Raw genomic sequence first — 15,002 nt, 5'->3', positions numbered from 1 at the left:
CGTTCTCGCTGCATTGCAATAAAATTTTCCCGGTTTTTGCCACCGAGTTACCAAGCAGTTACATCCACGAAAGAAGCACCCCATGACCGAAATCACCAAGAAGCGGCCGGAGTTCCGGAACATCAATGCGCTCTCGGACCTTCCGGGCTACCGCATGCCCCTGGCAGCCATCCTGTCGATCCTGCACCGTGCCAGCGGCGCCCTGATGTTCCTCCTGCTGCCCTTCGTGATCTGGCTGTTCGACACCTCGCTGAGCTCGGAGTTCTCGTACGCGCGCTTCACGGCTGCCTTCAACACCGGCGCCGGCATCTTCCCCGGCTGGTTCATCAAGCTGGTGACCCTGGCCCTGATCTGGTCCTACCTGCACCACTTCTGCGCCGGCCTGCGCCACATCTGGATGGACGTGTCGCACCACGCCGTGACCAAGGAGTTCGGCAAGTCCTCCGCCATCGCCTGCTTCGCGATCAGCCTGGTGCTGACCGCGGCCCTGGCCGCCAAGCTGTTTGGCGTGTACTGATCCCACAGAACCACGAAAAAAAGGAAACCCCATGTCCGTCAATTACGGCTCCAAGCGCACCGTGGTCGGTGCCCACTACGGCCTGCGCGACTGGCTGGCGCAGCGCGTCACCGGTCTGCTGATGGCCCTGTTCACCGTCGTGCTGCTGGTGCAGGTGCTGCTGATCAAGGGCCCCATCGGCTACGAGCAATGGGCCGGCATCTTCGCCCAGCAGTGGATGAAGTTCATCACCTTCGGCGTGCTGGTGGCGCTCGCCTACCACGCCTGGGTCGGCATGCGCGAAATCTTCATGGACTACATCAAGCCCGTGGGCCTGCGCCTGGTGCTGCAGGTCGGCGTGCTGGTGTGGTTGGTGGGCTGCCTGGGCTGGGGCCTGCAGGTTCTGTGGCGTCTGTGATACCCGCGATTGAAAGAAAACAATGAGCTATACAAAAGAGAACATCAGCAAGCGCAAGTTCGACGTGGTCATCGTCGGCGCCGGTGGCTCCGGCATGCGCGCGGCCCTGGAGCTGTCTCGCGCGGGCCTGAACGTGGCCTGCCTGTCCAAGGTCTTCCCCACCCGCTCGCACACCGTGGCGGCGCAGGGCGGCGTGTCGGCGTCGCTGGGCAACATGTCCGAGGACAACTGGGAATGGCACTTCTACGACACCATCAAGGGCTCGGACTGGCTGGGTGACCAGGACGCCATCGAGTTCATGTGCCGCGAGGCACCGAAGGTGGTGTACGAGCTGGAGCACTTCGGCATGCCGTTCGATCGCAACCCCGACGGCACCATCTACCAGCGCCCCTTCGGCGGCCACACCGCCAACCACGGCGAGAAGCCCGTGCAGCGCGCCTGCGCCGCGGCCGACCGCACCGGCCACGCCATGCTGCACACGCTGTACCAGCAGAACGTCAAGGCCAAGACCAACTTCTTCGTCGAGTGGATGGCGCTGGACCTGATCCGCAATGATGCCGGCGACGTGGTCGGTGTCACTGCCCTCGAGCTGGAAACCGGCGACCTGTATGAGCTGCAGGCCAAGGCCGTGCTGCTGGCCACCGGCGGCGCAGGCCGCATCTTCGCCGCCTCGACCAATGCCTTCATCAACACCGGCGACGGCCTGGGCATGGCTGCGCGCGCCGGCATTCCGCTGCAGGACATGGAGTTCTGGCAGTTCCACCCCACCGGCGTGGCCGGCGCGGGCGTGCTGCTGACCGAAGGCTGCCGCGGCGAAGGCGCCATCCTGCTGAACAGCGAAGGCGAGCGCTTCATGGAACGCTACGCACCCACGCTGAAGGACCTGGCGCCGCGCGACTTCGTCTCGCGTTCGATGGACCAGGAGATCAAGGAAGGCCGTGGCTGCGGTCCGAACAAGGACTACATCCTGATGAAGCTCAGCCACCTGGGCGCGGACACCATCCGCAAGCGCCTGCCGTCGGTGGAAGAGATCGGCCACAACTTCGCCAACGTGGACATCACCAAGGAAGACATTCCCGTGGTGCCCACCATCCACTACCAGATGGGTGGCATCCCCACCAACATCAATGGCCAGGTCGTGGTGCACGACGGCCAGCAGAACCAGGTCGTGGGCGGTCTGTATGCGGTGGGTGAATGCTCCTGCGTGTCGGTGCACGGCGCCAACCGCCTGGGTACGAACTCGCTGCTCGACCTGCTGGTGTTCGGCAAGTCGGCCGGCAAGCACATCGTCGAGTTTGTCAACGGCTACGGTGAATTCCAGCCGGTGCCCGCCAACGGCAGCGAGCGCACGCTGGCCCGCCTGAACGAGCTGGACAACTCCTCGGAAGGCATCTACGCCCAGGACATCGCGGGCGAGATCCGCTCCTCGATGCAGTTGCATGCCGGCGTGTTCCGCACGCAGCAAAGCATGAACGAAGGCGTGGTCAAGATCAATGCCATCCGCGACAAGGTCGGCAAGGTCACGCTCAAGGACAAGTCCAAGGTGTGGAACACCGCCCGCATGGAAGCGCTGGAAGTCGACAACCTGATCGAAGTGGCCCAGGCCACGATGACCTCGGCCGCCGCCCGCCACGAATGCCGCGGCGCCCACACGGTGTACGACTACGAGCACCCGGCCGACCATGCGGAATTCCCGCTGGGCCGCAACGACAAGGAATGGCTCAAGCACACGCTGTGGCACAGCGCGAACAACAGCCTGACCTACAAGCCTGTCAACCTGAAGCCGCTGACGGTGGACTCGATTCCGCCCAAGGTCCGCACGTTCTAACCATCAGCCGCCTCACGAGAGAAGAACATGAAACGCACTTTCCAAATCTACCGCTACGACCCGGACAAGGATGCCAAGCCCTACATGCAGACCGTGGAGGTCGAACTGGACGGCCACGAACGCATGCTGCTGGACGCGCTGGTCAAGCTGAAGGAGCAGGACCCGTCGATCTCGTTCCGCCGCTCGTGCCGCGAAGGCGTGTGCGGCTCGGACGCGATGAACATCAACGGCAAGAACGGCCTGGCCTGCCTGACGAACATGAACACCCTCAAGGGCACCATCGTTCTCAAGCCCCTGCCCGGCCTGCCGGTGATCCGCGACCTGATCGTGGACATGACGCAGTTCTTCAAGCAGTACCACTCGATCAAGCCCTACCTGATGGTGGATACGCCCGCGCCCGAGCGCGAGCGCCTGCAGTCGCCCGAAGAGCGCGAAGAGCTCAACGGCCTGTATGAGTGCATCCTGTGCGCGAGCTGCTCGACGAGCTGCCCGAGCTTCTGGTGGAACCCCGACAAGTTCGTGGGCCCGGCCGGTTTGCTGCAGGCCTACCGCTTCATCGCCGACAGCCGCGACGAGCACACCAGCGAACGCCTGGACAACCTCGAAGACCCCTATCGCCTGTTCCGCTGCCACACCATCATGAACTGCGTGGACGTGTGCCCCAAGCACCTGAACCCCACGCGCGCGATCGGCAAGATCAAGGAACTGATGGTGCGTCGCGCCATCTGACGGATGGTGCAGGACACAGCGATGGACAACGAACTGCTCGACGAACGTGAACGCAACCTGCTCCAGTGGCGCTGCCGCCGGGGCCTGGTGGAGAACGACATCTTCATCGAGCAGTTCTTCCACACCTATGGAGCAAGCCTGACTGTCCGCCAGGCGCAAGGGCTGACCGCTTTGATGGACCTCTCCGACAACGACCTGCTCGACTTGCTGCTCAGGCGCAAGGAGGCCACGGCCGAACTCGACACCCCCGAGGTCCAGGAAGTACTCGGGATGCTGCGCAGCCGCAAAACCAACGCATCCCCGCGGACCAACTCGTGAAGGAATCAGTGATGAAACTAGCAGACAACAAAGCCACGCTATCGTTTAGCAACGGCGCCGCCAGCGTTGACCTCCCGGTCTACCAGGGCACGATCGGCCCGGACGTCATCGACATCCGCAAGCTGTATGCGCAAACGGGCATGTTCACGTACGACCCGGGCTTCCTCTCCACCGCAGCCTGCCAGTCGGCCATCACCTACATCGATGGCGACAAGGGCGAGCTGCTGTACCGCGGCTACCCCATCGAACAACTGGCCAAGAACTGCAACTTCCTGGAAACCTGCTACCTGCTGCTGTACGGTGAACTGCCCAACGAAAAGCAGAAGGCCGACTTCGAGCACGTCGTGACCCAGCACACGATGGTCAACGAGCAGATGCAGTTCTTCCTGCGTGGCTTCCGCCGCGATGCGCACCCCATGGCCGTGCTGACCGGCCTGGTGGGCGGCATGTCGGCCTTCTACCACGACAGCACCGACATCAATAACCCCGAGCACCGCAACATCGCCGCGATCCGCCTGATCGCCAAGATGCCCACGCTGGTCGCCATGGCCTACAAGTACGGCGTCGGCCAGCCCTACATGTACCCGAAGAACGACCTGTCGTACGCCGGCAACTTCATGCGCATGATGTTCGGCAATCCCTGCGAGGAGTACAAGGTCAACCCCGTGGTCGAGCGCGCGCTGGACCGCATCTTCATCCTGCACGCAGACCACGAGCAGAACGCCTCGACCTCCACCGTGCGCCTGTGCGGCTCGTCGGGCACCAACCCCTTCGCCGCCATCTCCGCCGGCGTGGCCTGCCTGTGGGGCCCTGCCCACGGCGGCGCCAACGAAGCCTGCCTGAACATGCTGGAAGACATCCAGCGCAACGGCGGCATCGCCAAGGTCGGCGAGTTCATGGAACAGGTCAAGGACAAGAACAGCGGCGTCAAGCTGATGGGCTTTGGCCACCGCGTCTACAAGAACTACGACCCGCGCGCCAAGCTGATGCAGGAAACCTGCAACGAGATCCTGGCCGAGCTGGGCCTGGAGAACGACCCCCTGTTCGCCCTGGCCAAGAAGCTGGAAAAGATCGCTCTGGAAGACGACTACTTCGTGCAGCGCAAGCTCTACCCGAACGTGGACTTCTACTCCGGCATCGTGCAGCGCGCTATCGGCATTCCGGTGAACCTGTTCACCGGCATCTTCGCGCTGGCCCGCACCGTGGGTTGGATCGCCCAGCTCAACGAGCAGATGGGTGACCCCGAGTACAAGATCGGCCGTCCCCGCCAGCTGTTCACCGGCTCCGTCGCCCGCGACGTCAAGCCCATCGCCCAGCGCTGATCGAGGCGACCCAGGTTTTGCGTGGGCCTGCACACAAAGCCCGCAGGCCCTGCCTGCGGGCTTTTTTCATGCGCCCGCCCCCGATCCGCCGAGCGTCGGGTTTATGATGCTTGGCCCACAGGGACGCGCGGATACAGTCGCCCGATCCCGGGACTGGCGGCTGCAGTACCCTGCACCCCGCTGGCAAACATAACCAAGCAAGGAGAAGAACCCCATGAAGTTTCATTGGTTGGCAACCGTGGTCGCTGGTGCAGCGATGTTCGGCAGCGCCGTGCACGCGGATCAGCTGGATGACATCAAGAAGAAGGGCGAGCTGGTCGTGGGCGTGCTGGGCACGGACGAGCCCAACAGCTACATCGATCCCAAGACGCGCGAACTGGTGGGCTACGAGGTAGACCTGGGCCGCGCCGTGGCGCAGAAGCTGGGCGTGAAGCCGGTGTTCAAGCAGATCACGCTGGCCGCGCGCATCCCCGAGCTGCAGCAGGGCCATATCGACCTGCTGGCCGCCTCGCTCACGCACAACAAGGAGCGTGAGGCGCAGATCGACTTCTCGGTCACCACCTACGTGACCAGCCAGCAGGTGATGGTGAAGGCCAGCAGCCCGGTGAAGGACGTGCCCGAGCTCGCCGGCAAGCGTGTGGCTACGGCCAAGGGCAGCTCCATGGAAGTGAATATCCGCAAGGCCGTGCCCACGGTCAACGTGATCTCGTTCGACACCTCGCCGCAGGCGCTGATCGCCATGCAGCAGGGCAAGGCCGTGGCCTTCGTTAACGAAGACATGAGCCTGGCACGCGCCCTGGTGGAAATGGGCAGCCAGCGCAAGGACTACCGCCTGCTGCCCTCCACCATCAGCACCGAATCGATCGCGCTGGGCATCAAGAAGGGCGAGGCCGGCTTCAAGAAGGCCGTGGACGACACGCTGCGCGAGCTGGAGTCCAACGGCAAGGCACAGGGCCTGTACGAGCAGTACTTCGGCAGCAAGAGCGCGCTGAAGATGGGCGCCCGCCGTTTCAAGATGGACAGCGACCAGATCACCGAGTGATCCTTCCCGGCATCGGGCCGCAGGCACCCCTCCATCGGGTCCGCGGCCCTTTTTCGTTCATGCACCCATGACCAGCTTTGACCCGCAGATGCTTCTCTCTGGCCAGTACCACGACATGCTTGTGGCCGGCCTCAAGATGTCGCTGCAGTACCTGTTCTTCGGCCTGTGCCTGTCGCTGCCGCTGGGGCTGCTGATCGCGCTGTGCCGGCTGTCGCCGTTCAAGGCGCTGCGTGCCCTGGGCGCCAGCTATGTGGAGGTGGTGCGCAGCATTCCGCTGCTGGCGCACATGCTGTTCTGGTACTTCGGCGTGCCCGAGCTGCTGCCCACGGCGCTCAAAGAGGCGCTGTACGAAGGCCCCGTCGAATCGATCTGCGCCGTGCTGGCCATCGGCTTCTACACCGCGGCCTACATGGCGGAAGACATCCGCAGCGGCATCCGCGCCGTGCCGCAGGTGCAGCTCGAGGCGGCCCGCGCCATCGGCCTGCCCTACCTGAGTGCCATGCGCCTGGTGATCCTGCCGCAGGCCTTCCGGCTCACGGTGCCGCCGCTGATCTCGCAGACGCTGAACCTGTGGAAGGGCACCTCGATCGCCACGGTGATCGGCGCCGCCGAGATGATGTACCAGGCCGGCCAGGTCGAGAGCCAGTCGTTCCGCAGCTTCGAGGCCTTCGCCTTCGCCAGCGTCGCCTACCTCGCCGTGTCGCTCGCCATCACCGGCCTGGCGAGCTGGTTCCAGCACCGCTTCCCGGTGCGCACCATGTAAGGCACAAGCATGCTGGAGCTGATTCAACAATACTGGCTGTACTTCCTGATCGGGCAGTACCCCAACGGGCCGCTCGGCGGGCTGGCGCTCACGTTGGTCCTGGCAGCGCTGGGCCTGCTGCTGTCGCTGCCACTGGGCCTGGTCTTCGGGCTGATGCGCGTGTCGCCCTATGGCTGGCTGCGCCGGCCGGTCACCGCCTTCATCTACGTGGTGCGCGGCATGCCGCTGCTGATGGTGGTGTTCTGGGCCTATTTCTTCCTGCCCAGCGTCACCGGCGTGAAGACCGACCAGTTCTGGACCATGCTGATCGCGCTGGTGGTGTTCGATGCCGCCTACCTGGCCGAGATCGTGCGCGCGGGCATCCTGGGCCTGCCCAAGGGGCAGATGGAATGCGCGCGCTCGCTGGGCCTGCCCTACCTCAAGGCCATGCGCAGCGTGGTGCTGCCGCAGGCGCTGCGCAATTCGCTGCCCTCGCTGGTCAACCAGTTCATCTCCACCATCAAGGAGACCTCGCTGGGCTACATCATCGGACTGACCGAGGTGAGCTTCATCGCCAACCAGATCAACACCCTGGTGTTCACCAAGCCGGCCGAGGTCTTCGGCATCCTTGGGCTCACCTACTTCGTGCTGTGCTTCGGCCTGTCGCGCTTCGCGCACTGGATGGAAAAGCGGCTCGCACGCCAAGGCCTGGGCAGCCACATCGCCCCTAAGGTTGCAGCATGATCGAACTCCAAAACGTGAACAAGTGGTATGGCGACTACCACGCGCTGGTCGATGTGAATGAACACATCGCCAGCGGCGAAGTCGTCGTGGTCTGCGGGCCCTCGGGCTCCGGCAAGTCCACGCTGATCCGCACCATCAACCGCCTCGAGGACATCCAGGGCGGCCAGATCCTGCTCAATGGGCAGAACGTGCACGACCCCAAGCTGGATGTGAACACGCTGCGTGCCGGCATCGGCTTCGTCTTCCAGCAGTTCAACCTGTTCCCGCACCTGACCGTGCTCGAGAACTGCACGCTGGCCGCGGTGCAGCTCAAGAAGCTTACGGTGTCGGAAGCCCGTGAGCGCGCCATGGCGCTGCTCGAGCGCGTGGGCCTGGCGCACAAGGCGCAGGCGATTCCCAGCCAGCTCTCGGGCGGTCAGCAGCAACGCGTGGCGATCGCGCGCGCGCTCACGCTCAAGCCGCCGGTCATCCTGTTCGACGAGCCCACCAGCGCGCTCGACCCCGAGATGGTCGGCGAAGTGCTGCTGGTGATGCGCGACCTCGCCAAGGACGGCATGACCATGGTCTGCGTGACACACGAAATGGGCTTTGCCCGCGAGGTTGCCGACCGCGTGGTCTTCATGGACCAGGGCGCCGTGCTCGAGCGCGCCACGCCGCACGACTTCTTCAACCACCCGCAGCACCCGCGCACGCAGAAATTCCTGGCCGATATCCGCTCGCCCTTCGAAAAGAGCGCGGCCTGATCCCATTCATCCTCTCCATCCCTTGCCCACCATGTCCTTTTCCTCCCTCGGCCTGCGCCCCGCGCTGGTGAATGCAGCCCTCGACCTGGGGCTGGCCGAGCCCACGCCCATCCAGCAGCAGTCCGTACCGGCCGTGCTCGCAGGGCGCGACCTCTGGGCCTGCGCGCCCACGGGCTCGGGCAAGACCGCTGCCTACCTGCTGCCGCTGCTGCAGCAATGGCAAGCCTCCGGGGCCGCACGCGCCAACACCGGCTTCGTCCGCACCCTGGGCACCCTGATCGTGGTGCCCACGCGCGAGCTGGCCCTGCAGGTGCACGAGATGCTGAGCGACCTGGTGCAGCCCCTGCAGCAGCCCCCGCGCTGCCGCGTGGTGTATGGCGGCGTGTCCATCAACCCGCAGATGATGCAGCTGCGCGGCAGCGCCGATTTCCTGGTGGCCACGCCCGGCCGCCTGCTCGACCTGGTAGAGCACAACGCCGTGCGCCTGGGCAGCGTGCAGCACCTGGTGCTGGACGAGGCCGACCGCCTGCTGGAGCCCGGCTTTGCCGACGAGTTGAACCGCCTGCTGGCCCTTCTGCCCGCGCAGCGCCAGACCCTGCTGTTCTCGGCCACCTTTCCGCAGAACGTGGAGGCCCTGGCCGACCAGCTGCTGCACGAGCCGGTGCGCGTGCAGGTGGATTCCGATGCGGGCGCCGAGCACGCCAGCAGCCCCGAGAACATCGTCCAGCGCGCCATCGCCGTGGACAGCACCCGTCGCACGCAGCTGCTGCGCCAACTATTGCAGGACGGCCAGGGCAGCCCCGACTGGGAGCGCGCGCTGGTCTTCGTCGCCAAGCGGCACACGGCCGAGATGCTGGCCGACAAGCTGTACCGCGCCGGCATCTACGCCACCACCTTCCACGGCGACATGAGCCAGGGCGCGCGCCGCGAGGTGCTGGAACAGTTCAAGGACAAGCGCTGGCAGCTGCTCATCACCACCGACCTGGCCGCGCGCGGCATCGACATTGCGCAACTACCCGTGGTCGTCAACTACGACCTGCCGCGTTCGCCCGCCGACTATATTCACCGAATTGGCCGTACAGGCCGCGCCGGACATACGGGAGCAGCTATTACTTTTGTAACACCCGGCGACACCGGGCACTGGCAGCTGATCTGCAAACGCAACCAGATCGACCCGGCGCTGGAGCAGGTGCCCGGCTTCGAGCCCACCGAAACCCCGCCGCCCCCACCCGTGGCCCAGGACGGCAATGGCGGCATCAAGGGCCGGCGCATGAGCAAGAAAGACAAGCTGCGCGCCGCGGCAGCGGCAGAGGCCGCCAAGAAGTCGGACTGAGCCGGCGCTCAGTCCCCGAACCGCTCGCGGTAGGCCACGGGCGTGATGCCCAGCTTTCTGACGAACAGATGCCGCAGCGCCTGCTCCGAGCCCAGGCCTACGTGCGCGGCCACGGTCTTGAGCGGCCACTGGCTGCGGTTTTCCAGCAGCTGCTTGGCGGCTTCGAGCCGCGCGTGCTCCACAAAGGCCGAGGGACTCTGGCCCGTCTCCTGCTGGAAGACGCGGCGCAAGTGCCGCTCGCTCATCGCCGCCTGCTCAGCCATCTGGGCCAGCGTCACCGGTTCGGCCAGATGCGCCAGCACCCATTGCTGCACGGCCTGCACGCCGCTGTGCCGCGTGGACTGGGCCGCCAACGGCACGCTGAACTGGGACTGGCCGCCGGGCCGCTTGAGGTACATGACCAGGTCGCGCGCCACCTCCAGCGCCAGCGCGTGGCCGAAGTCCTGCTCCACCACGGCCAGCGCCAGATCGATACCGGCCGTCACGCCGGCCGAGGTCCAGAGCTGGCGAACTCCGGTATCGCCGTCCTGGATGTCGTCGCGCACGTAAATGGCGTCGGCATCCACCTGCACGCGCGGATAGCGCTGGGCCAGCACGCCGGCCACGCTCCAGTGCGTGGCCGCACGGCGGCCGTCGAGCAGGCCGGCCTCGGCCAGGAAGAAGCTGCCCGAGCACAGCGCGATCAGCCGCGCCACTGAGGGCGCCACGGCCTGCAGCCACTGCACCAGCTCCTGCGAGGTGCCCAGCACCTGCTCGATATGGCGCGAGCCAACGACGATCACCGTGCAGCCTATGCCCTGCTCGCGCAGCCCGGCCAGCGACTGCGTGGCCTCCAGCGCCATCAGCGTGTCCGACTGCACCAGGCCCTTGCGCGCGGCCGCGATGCGCACCGCGTAGCCATCGCTTTGCCCTCGTGCGCGCAGGTGCACATTGGCGTAGTCGAACACGGACATGGGGCCCACGGCTTCGAGCGACTTGAAGCCTGGATAGACGATGAGATCGATCAGGTGGGGCAGGGAATGGCGGTGTTCCATCGGGCAGGCCAGCAGGCGGGCGAAAGTGCCGACTATACGTGCCGCAGCACGCACAATAGGCGCCATGCATATCCACGCCCGCGGCCTGCTCTACTTCGACGCCATCCGCCGCAACGGCTCGATACGCGGCGCCGCGCGCCAGCTGTTCATCGATGCCTCGGCCGTCAACCGCCAGCTGATACAGCTGGAGCAGGAGCTGGGCTTTGCGCTGTTCGAGCGCCTGAGCAGCGGCCTGCAGCTCACGCCGGCCGGCGAGCTGTTCGCCCGCCACGCCACCCATGTACTGCAGGATGCCGAATGGCTGGAGAACGAGCTGGACATGCTGCGCGGCCTGCAGCGCGGCAAGGTGCATGTGGTGGGCGTGGAGAGCCTGCACAGCGCGCTGCTGCCCGAGGTGATCGGCACCATGCTGGAGCGCCACCCGGGCATCTCGCTGCATGTCAGTTCCGCCAGCTCGGGCCACATCGCCGAATACGTGGCCAACGGCCGCGCGGACGTGGGCATGGCATTCGACATGCCGCAGCACGAAGACGTGGCGCATGCGGCCAGCGGGCGCTTTCGCCTGGGCGCGCTGGTCACCGCCGGGCATCCGCTCGCCCGCAAACGCAGCGTGACGCTGGCGCAATGCACGCCCTGGCCCTTCATCCTCGGCACCGAGGACCTGGCCTCGTATGCCCTCATCCAGGGCGAGCTGGGCGCCCTGCCCGAGCCGCCCAAGGCCGTGGTGCGCGCCACCTCGGTCGAGCTGATGAAGCGGCTGGCCGCCGCCGGGCACGGCATCGCCTTCCAGACCCGGCTGGGGCTGGAGGCCATGGATGCGACCCGGTTCATTCCGCTGGAATCCGCGCAGGGCGCGCCCATCCTGGGCACGCTGGGCATCCATGTGCGCAACGGGCGCAGCCTGCCGCCGGCCACGGCGGCCTTCGTCGAGTGCGCGAGCCAGGTCATCCAGCGCCTGGCGGCGCAGGAAGCGCGGCCGAAGCGGCGGTAGTGCCTTTGCGCGAGGCCGCTGCATTTTCGACCACGGCTTGGTGCAAATTTGGCCATTTTCAACAACGGCAACGGGACCTAGCATGGACCCATGCCATCCTCTACATCCCCCTCCCCCACGACCGGCACCCTGGTGCTGGAGCTGGTTTCGGCCGAAGCGCTGACGCCCGAAGTACGCCGCCTGCGCCTGCGCAGCCCGGACGGCCAGCAACTCCCGGCTTTCTCTGCCGGCGCCCATATCCGCGTCCACACGCCGGGCACCGGCGGCGAGCCCACGCGCTGCTATTCGCTGGTCAATAGCGATGGCGATGGCCGGGCCTACGAGATTGCCGTCAAGCTCGAAGCCACCGGCCGCGGCGGCTCGCGCTTCATGCACCAGCTGGCGGTGGGCGAGCGCATTGAGGCCGAGCCGCCGAAGAACGACTTTGCGCTGCACGCCGAGCCGCACGAGGCCTTGCTGGTCGCCGGCGGCATCGGCATCACGCCCATCCTGTCCATGGCGCGGCAATTGCAGGCGGCGGGCAGGCCCTACGCTCTGCACTATGGCGCGCGCGGCCCGGAACTCATGCCCTACCGAACGGAGATCGAAGCCGTGGCCGGCGCCAGCGCCCGGCTGTACTTCGACGGCGGCGATCCCGCCCACGGCATGCAACTGGCCAGCGTGCTCGGCGCGCCGCAGGCTTCGCGCCATGTCTATGTCTGCGGCCCGCGCGCCCTGATCGATGCCACGCTGGCCGAGGCCCAGCGGCTGGGCTGGCCGCGCAGCCACATCCACTTCGAGCTTTTCGCGGCGCCAGCCGCCACGGCGGCGGACCGCGGCGTCACCGTCCACCTGGCGCGCAGCGGCCGCCAGCTCGACGTGCCTGCCGGCACCTCCATCCTGGACGCGCTGATCGCCGCCGGCTGCGATCCCCTGTTCGACTGCCGGCGCGGCGAATGCGGCATGTGCGCGGTACGCATGCTGGACGGCGAGGCCGAGCACCGCGACTACGCGCTCTCCGACGAGGAACACCGCGAAGGCATGGTCTGCCTCTGCGTCTCGCGCGCCCGCAGCCCCGGCATCACGCTCGACCTGTGAGCCATCCCACCCAGAACCAGAAGGAGAACCCCATGAGCAGCTTTGTCAAGAATGCCTGGTACGTGGCCGCATGGAGCCGCGAGATCGGCCGCCAGCTGACCGCCCGCACCATCCTCGGCGAGAACCTCGTGTTCTGGCGCCGCCAGGACGGCACGCCGGCCGTGCTCGTCGACCGCTGCCCGCACAAGCTGGCGCCGCTGTCCCTCGGCACGCTGGTGGGCGACGACCTGCAGTGCGGCTACCACGGCATGACCTTCAGCGGCAGCGGCCAGTGCGTGCGCATCCCCGGCCAGGCGGCCATTCCGCCGTCGGCCTGCGCGCGCTCCTTTCCGCTGGTCGAGCGCTATGGTGCGGTCTGGATCTGGATGGGCGAGCCGGCCCTGGCCGATGCCACGCACATCGTCGAAGTGCGCCGCCATGGCGAACCCGGCTGGGCGCTGGTGGACGGGCAGTACCTGCACTTTGATTGCAACTACCTCAACATCACCGACAACCTGGTCGATCCCGCGCATACCACCTACGTGCACAAGAGCACCATCGGCAACGCGGCGGCCGAGGACGTGGGCGTGAAGGTGGAACAAGGCGACAACCATGTGCTGGCCTACCGCTGGGTGAACGACTCCGAGCCCGTGCCGCTGGTCAAGGCCATGGGCAATTTCGCAGGGCCGGTGGACCGCTGGCAGTACTACTACCTCCATCTGCCCTCCGTGTCCTGCGTGGATTTCGGCAGCATCGCCGCGGGCCGCGAGCACAGCGAGCAGGAAATGGACGCGGGCCTGCGCTCGTTCTCGTACAACTTCCTCACGCCCGAGACCGAGACCACGACCCACTATTTCTGGCTGCACCTGCGCAACTACCACGCGGACAGCGCCGAGGCCAGCACCCAGGTCGCACGGCTGATGACGGACACCTTTCTCGAGGACGCCGCCATCCTGGCCCTGGTTCAGCGCGAGCAGGAGCGTACCGGCGTGCGCGAGTTCGTGCGCCTGGGCATAGACAACGCGCCCGCCCGCATCCGCCGTCTGATTGCACGCCGGCAGGAAGCCGAGCAAGCCGCCGCAACGGCTGCATCGCCCGCCGCCAGTCAGACCGCCGTCGCCTGATTTTTCACCCTCACTACAGCAAGCTTACCCATGCAAGATTTTTCCCTGGGCTGCAACGGCCGCGGCATACGCCACTGCGAGGCGCTGCCGCTCGAAGACCAATTCAGGATGCTGCGCGACAGCCAGGTCTTCGACCATTTCGACCGCATGCCCCAGCCGGGCGAGGAGCGCGAGTACATCCGGCTGGCCAACAAATACGGCATGCCGCTGCGCACCGGCCTGTGGTCGTACACGGCGGGGCGCGACGAAGCCGCGCTCGAGCAGAACCTGCGTGCGTGCAAGGAGGCCGGCGCCGAGTTCCACAACATCATGCTGTACACACGCCACGCCGCCGGCCACGTGGTGACCGACGACGACATCGTGGCCTTCTCCCTGCAGGCCTGGGAGCTGGGCCAGCGCATCGGCATGGAGATCGGCATGGAGAACCACATCTACATGTGGAGCGAAGACCCGCGCCGCATCACGCCGATCGCGCAGCGCGTGCGCGCGCAGGGCCTGCCGTTCCAGTTCGTGCTCGACCACAGCCATGTGCTGCTCAAGCTGGACAACCCCGAGGAGCAGGACGTGGTCGGCATGCGCGCGCAGGTCGAATCGGGCGAGGTCGTCATCGATCCCTACGAGAGCGGCAACCTTATCGACGCCTGGATCGCCCAGAACATGGTGCACTGGCTGCAGATCCGCCCGGTCTCGCCCAACGGCCCGCGCAACATCTGGCAGCTCACCGACAACGGCCACTACGGCCGCGCCTGCCAGTACCCGTTCACGCGCCCGGCCCCGGGCCAATGGCATGCCACCTGGACGGCCTGGCGCGTCGAGCCCTGCAAGGAAATCGTGCGGCGCGCGCTGCGCCACCACTACCGCACGCCGGGCAGCCCGCTGCGCTACATCACCACCGACATGATCGACATGCCCGACTACGGCGGCGGCACCCGGTACTCGCTGTTCGAGCAGAACGTGGCCATTGCCCGGTGGTTCCGCGACACCGCGGCGCAGATCCGCGCCGAATCCCTGGCCACGGCCCCTGGCTGAAGTACATTCATGGCCGAAGCACTCGATTGCATCGATATTCGGCCAAAGCCCTT

Annotated in this window: 16 protein-coding genes; 15 read left to right on the top strand and 1 reads right to left on the bottom strand. The window is 66.3% G+C overall.

The genetic code is table 11. The features are described 5' to 3' along the window. Positions 1-82: 82 nt before the first annotated feature. The 11 genes from sdhC to ACYVKR_RS17840 all read left to right on the top strand — a co-directional run bounded on the left by sdhC (position 83) and on the right by ACYVKR_RS17840 (position 9,715). Positions 83-517 (top strand): succinate dehydrogenase, cytochrome b556 subunit, encoded by a 435-nt coding sequence (gene sdhC, locus ACYVKR_RS17890; RefSeq protein WP_460482308.1) that lies wholly within the window; start codon positions 83-85, stop codon positions 515-517. Positions 518-548: 31 nt separating this feature from the next. Next, the gene (sdhD, locus tag ACYVKR_RS17885; protein ID WP_460482307.1) at positions 549-914 is read left to right on the top strand and encodes a succinate dehydrogenase, hydrophobic membrane anchor protein; all 366 of its coding nucleotides are present in this window, start codon (positions 549-551) and stop codon (positions 912-914) included. 22 nt (positions 915-936) lie between these two features. Then, positions 937-2,742 (top strand): succinate dehydrogenase flavoprotein subunit, encoded by a 1,806-nt coding sequence (sdhA, locus tag ACYVKR_RS17880; RefSeq protein WP_460482306.1) that lies wholly within the window; start codon positions 937-939, stop codon positions 2,740-2,742. Positions 2,743-2,769: 27 nt separating this feature from the next. Then, complete coding sequence (locus tag ACYVKR_RS17875) at positions 2,770-3,471, top strand: succinate dehydrogenase iron-sulfur subunit (protein WP_460482305.1); 702 nt, start codon at positions 2,770-2,772, stop codon at positions 3,469-3,471. Between the two features lie 21 nt (positions 3,472-3,492). Next, positions 3,493-3,789 carry an FAD assembly factor SdhE gene (locus ACYVKR_RS17870; protein ID WP_460482304.1) on the top strand — a complete coding sequence of 99 codons (297 nt, stop codon included), beginning with the start codon at positions 3,493-3,495 and terminating at the stop codon, positions 3,787-3,789. Positions 3,790-3,800: 11 nt separating this feature from the next. After that, positions 3,801-5,111 carry a type II citrate synthase gene (locus ACYVKR_RS17865; RefSeq protein WP_460482303.1) on the top strand — a complete coding sequence of 437 codons (1,311 nt, stop codon included), beginning with the start codon at positions 3,801-3,803 and terminating at the stop codon, positions 5,109-5,111. 214 nt (positions 5,112-5,325) lie between these two features. Continuing rightward, the gene (locus ACYVKR_RS17860) at positions 5,326-6,153 is read left to right on the top strand and encodes a type 2 periplasmic-binding domain-containing protein (RefSeq protein WP_460482302.1); all 828 of its coding nucleotides are present in this window, start codon (positions 5,326-5,328) and stop codon (positions 6,151-6,153) included. 67 nt (positions 6,154-6,220) lie between these two features. Next, positions 6,221-6,916 (top strand): amino acid ABC transporter permease, encoded by a 696-nt coding sequence (locus ACYVKR_RS17855; protein ID WP_460482301.1) that lies wholly within the window; start codon positions 6,221-6,223, stop codon positions 6,914-6,916. 9 nt (positions 6,917-6,925) lie between these two features. Further along, on the top strand, positions 6,926-7,639 hold the full coding sequence (locus ACYVKR_RS17850) for an amino acid ABC transporter permease (RefSeq protein ID WP_460482300.1): 714 nt from the start codon (positions 6,926-6,928) through the stop codon (positions 7,637-7,639). Continuing rightward, positions 7,636-8,382: an amino acid ABC transporter ATP-binding protein gene (locus tag ACYVKR_RS17845; protein WP_460482299.1), complete on the top strand. Its 747-nt coding sequence runs from the start codon at positions 7,636-7,638 to the stop codon at positions 8,380-8,382. The genes ACYVKR_RS17850 and ACYVKR_RS17845 overlap by 4 nt, the downstream gene beginning before the upstream one ends. Positions 8,383-8,413: 31 nt before the next feature. Next, the gene (locus ACYVKR_RS17840; protein WP_460482298.1) at positions 8,414-9,715 is read left to right on the top strand and encodes a DEAD/DEAH box helicase; all 1,302 of its coding nucleotides are present in this window, start codon (positions 8,414-8,416) and stop codon (positions 9,713-9,715) included. Between the two features lie 8 nt (positions 9,716-9,723). Here ACYVKR_RS17840 and ACYVKR_RS17835 read toward each other — a convergent pair whose 3' ends face one another. Continuing rightward, positions 9,724-10,749, bottom strand: a complete 1,026-nt coding sequence (locus ACYVKR_RS17835) for a GlxA family transcriptional regulator (RefSeq protein ID WP_460482348.1) — start codon at positions 10,747-10,749, stop codon at positions 9,724-9,726. A 64-nt stretch (positions 10,750-10,813) separates the two neighbouring features. On the opposite strand from ACYVKR_RS17835, the gene ACYVKR_RS17830 reads away from it, so the two are divergent. From ACYVKR_RS17830 to ACYVKR_RS17815, 4 genes are all read left to right on the top strand, one after another. Next, positions 10,814-11,740 carry a LysR family transcriptional regulator gene (locus ACYVKR_RS17830; protein ID WP_460482297.1) on the top strand — a complete coding sequence of 309 codons (927 nt, stop codon included), beginning with the start codon at positions 10,814-10,816 and terminating at the stop codon, positions 11,738-11,740. Between the two features lie 90 nt (positions 11,741-11,830). Continuing rightward, positions 11,831-12,817, top strand: coding sequence for a PDR/VanB family oxidoreductase (locus tag ACYVKR_RS17825; RefSeq protein ID WP_460482296.1), 987 nt, complete (start codon positions 11,831-11,833; stop codon positions 12,815-12,817). Between the two features lie 32 nt (positions 12,818-12,849). After that, positions 12,850-13,920 carry an aromatic ring-hydroxylating dioxygenase subunit alpha gene (locus tag ACYVKR_RS17820; protein WP_460482295.1) on the top strand — a complete coding sequence of 357 codons (1,071 nt, stop codon included), beginning with the start codon at positions 12,850-12,852 and terminating at the stop codon, positions 13,918-13,920. Positions 13,921-13,950: 30 nt separating this feature from the next. Next, the gene (locus ACYVKR_RS17815; RefSeq protein WP_460482294.1) at positions 13,951-14,949 is read left to right on the top strand and encodes a xylose isomerase; all 999 of its coding nucleotides are present in this window, start codon (positions 13,951-13,953) and stop codon (positions 14,947-14,949) included. Positions 14,950-15,002 lie beyond the last annotated feature (53 nt).

It is taken from the genome of Comamonas humi, assembly GCF_054782535.1.
The sequence above is the reverse complement of the archived record's forward strand: the minus strand, read 5'-3'. Positions and strand labels throughout refer to the sequence as shown.

What these genes read in the sequence shown, in the direction of transcription:
- sdhC (WP_460482308.1), top strand. Translation starts at nt 83, where the DNA reads ATGACCGAAATCACCAAGAAGCGGCCGGAGTTCCGGAACATCAATGCG.
- sdhD (WP_460482307.1), top strand. Translation starts at nt 549, where the DNA reads ATGTCCGTCAATTACGGCTCCAAGCGCACCGTGGTCGGTGCCCACTAC.
- sdhA (WP_460482306.1), top strand. Translation starts at nt 937, where the DNA reads ATGAGCTATACAAAAGAGAACATCAGCAAGCGCAAGTTCGACGTGGTC.
- ACYVKR_RS17875 (WP_460482305.1), top strand. Translation starts at nt 2,770, where the DNA reads ATGAAACGCACTTTCCAAATCTACCGCTACGACCCGGACAAGGATGCC.
- ACYVKR_RS17870 (WP_460482304.1), top strand. Translation starts at nt 3,493, where the DNA reads ATGGACAACGAACTGCTCGACGAACGTGAACGCAACCTGCTCCAGTGG.
- ACYVKR_RS17865 (WP_460482303.1), top strand. Translation starts at nt 3,801, where the DNA reads ATGAAACTAGCAGACAACAAAGCCACGCTATCGTTTAGCAACGGCGCC.
- ACYVKR_RS17860 (WP_460482302.1), top strand. Translation starts at nt 5,326, where the DNA reads ATGAAGTTTCATTGGTTGGCAACCGTGGTCGCTGGTGCAGCGATGTTC.
- ACYVKR_RS17855 (WP_460482301.1), top strand. Translation starts at nt 6,221, where the DNA reads ATGACCAGCTTTGACCCGCAGATGCTTCTCTCTGGCCAGTACCACGAC.
- ACYVKR_RS17850 (WP_460482300.1), top strand. Translation starts at nt 6,926, where the DNA reads ATGCTGGAGCTGATTCAACAATACTGGCTGTACTTCCTGATCGGGCAG.
- ACYVKR_RS17845 (WP_460482299.1), top strand. Translation starts at nt 7,636, where the DNA reads ATGATCGAACTCCAAAACGTGAACAAGTGGTATGGCGACTACCACGCG.
- ACYVKR_RS17840 (WP_460482298.1), top strand. Translation starts at nt 8,414, where the DNA reads ATGTCCTTTTCCTCCCTCGGCCTGCGCCCCGCGCTGGTGAATGCAGCC.
- ACYVKR_RS17835 (WP_460482348.1), bottom strand. Translation starts at nt 10,749, where the DNA reads ATGGAACACCGCCATTCCCTGCCCCACCTGATCGATCTCATCGTCTAT.
- ACYVKR_RS17830 (WP_460482297.1), top strand. Translation starts at nt 10,814, where the DNA reads ATGCATATCCACGCCCGCGGCCTGCTCTACTTCGACGCCATCCGCCGC.
- ACYVKR_RS17825 (WP_460482296.1), top strand. Translation starts at nt 11,831, where the DNA reads ATGCCATCCTCTACATCCCCCTCCCCCACGACCGGCACCCTGGTGCTG.
- ACYVKR_RS17820 (WP_460482295.1), top strand. Translation starts at nt 12,850, where the DNA reads ATGAGCAGCTTTGTCAAGAATGCCTGGTACGTGGCCGCATGGAGCCGC.
- ACYVKR_RS17815 (WP_460482294.1), top strand. Translation starts at nt 13,951, where the DNA reads ATGCAAGATTTTTCCCTGGGCTGCAACGGCCGCGGCATACGCCACTGC.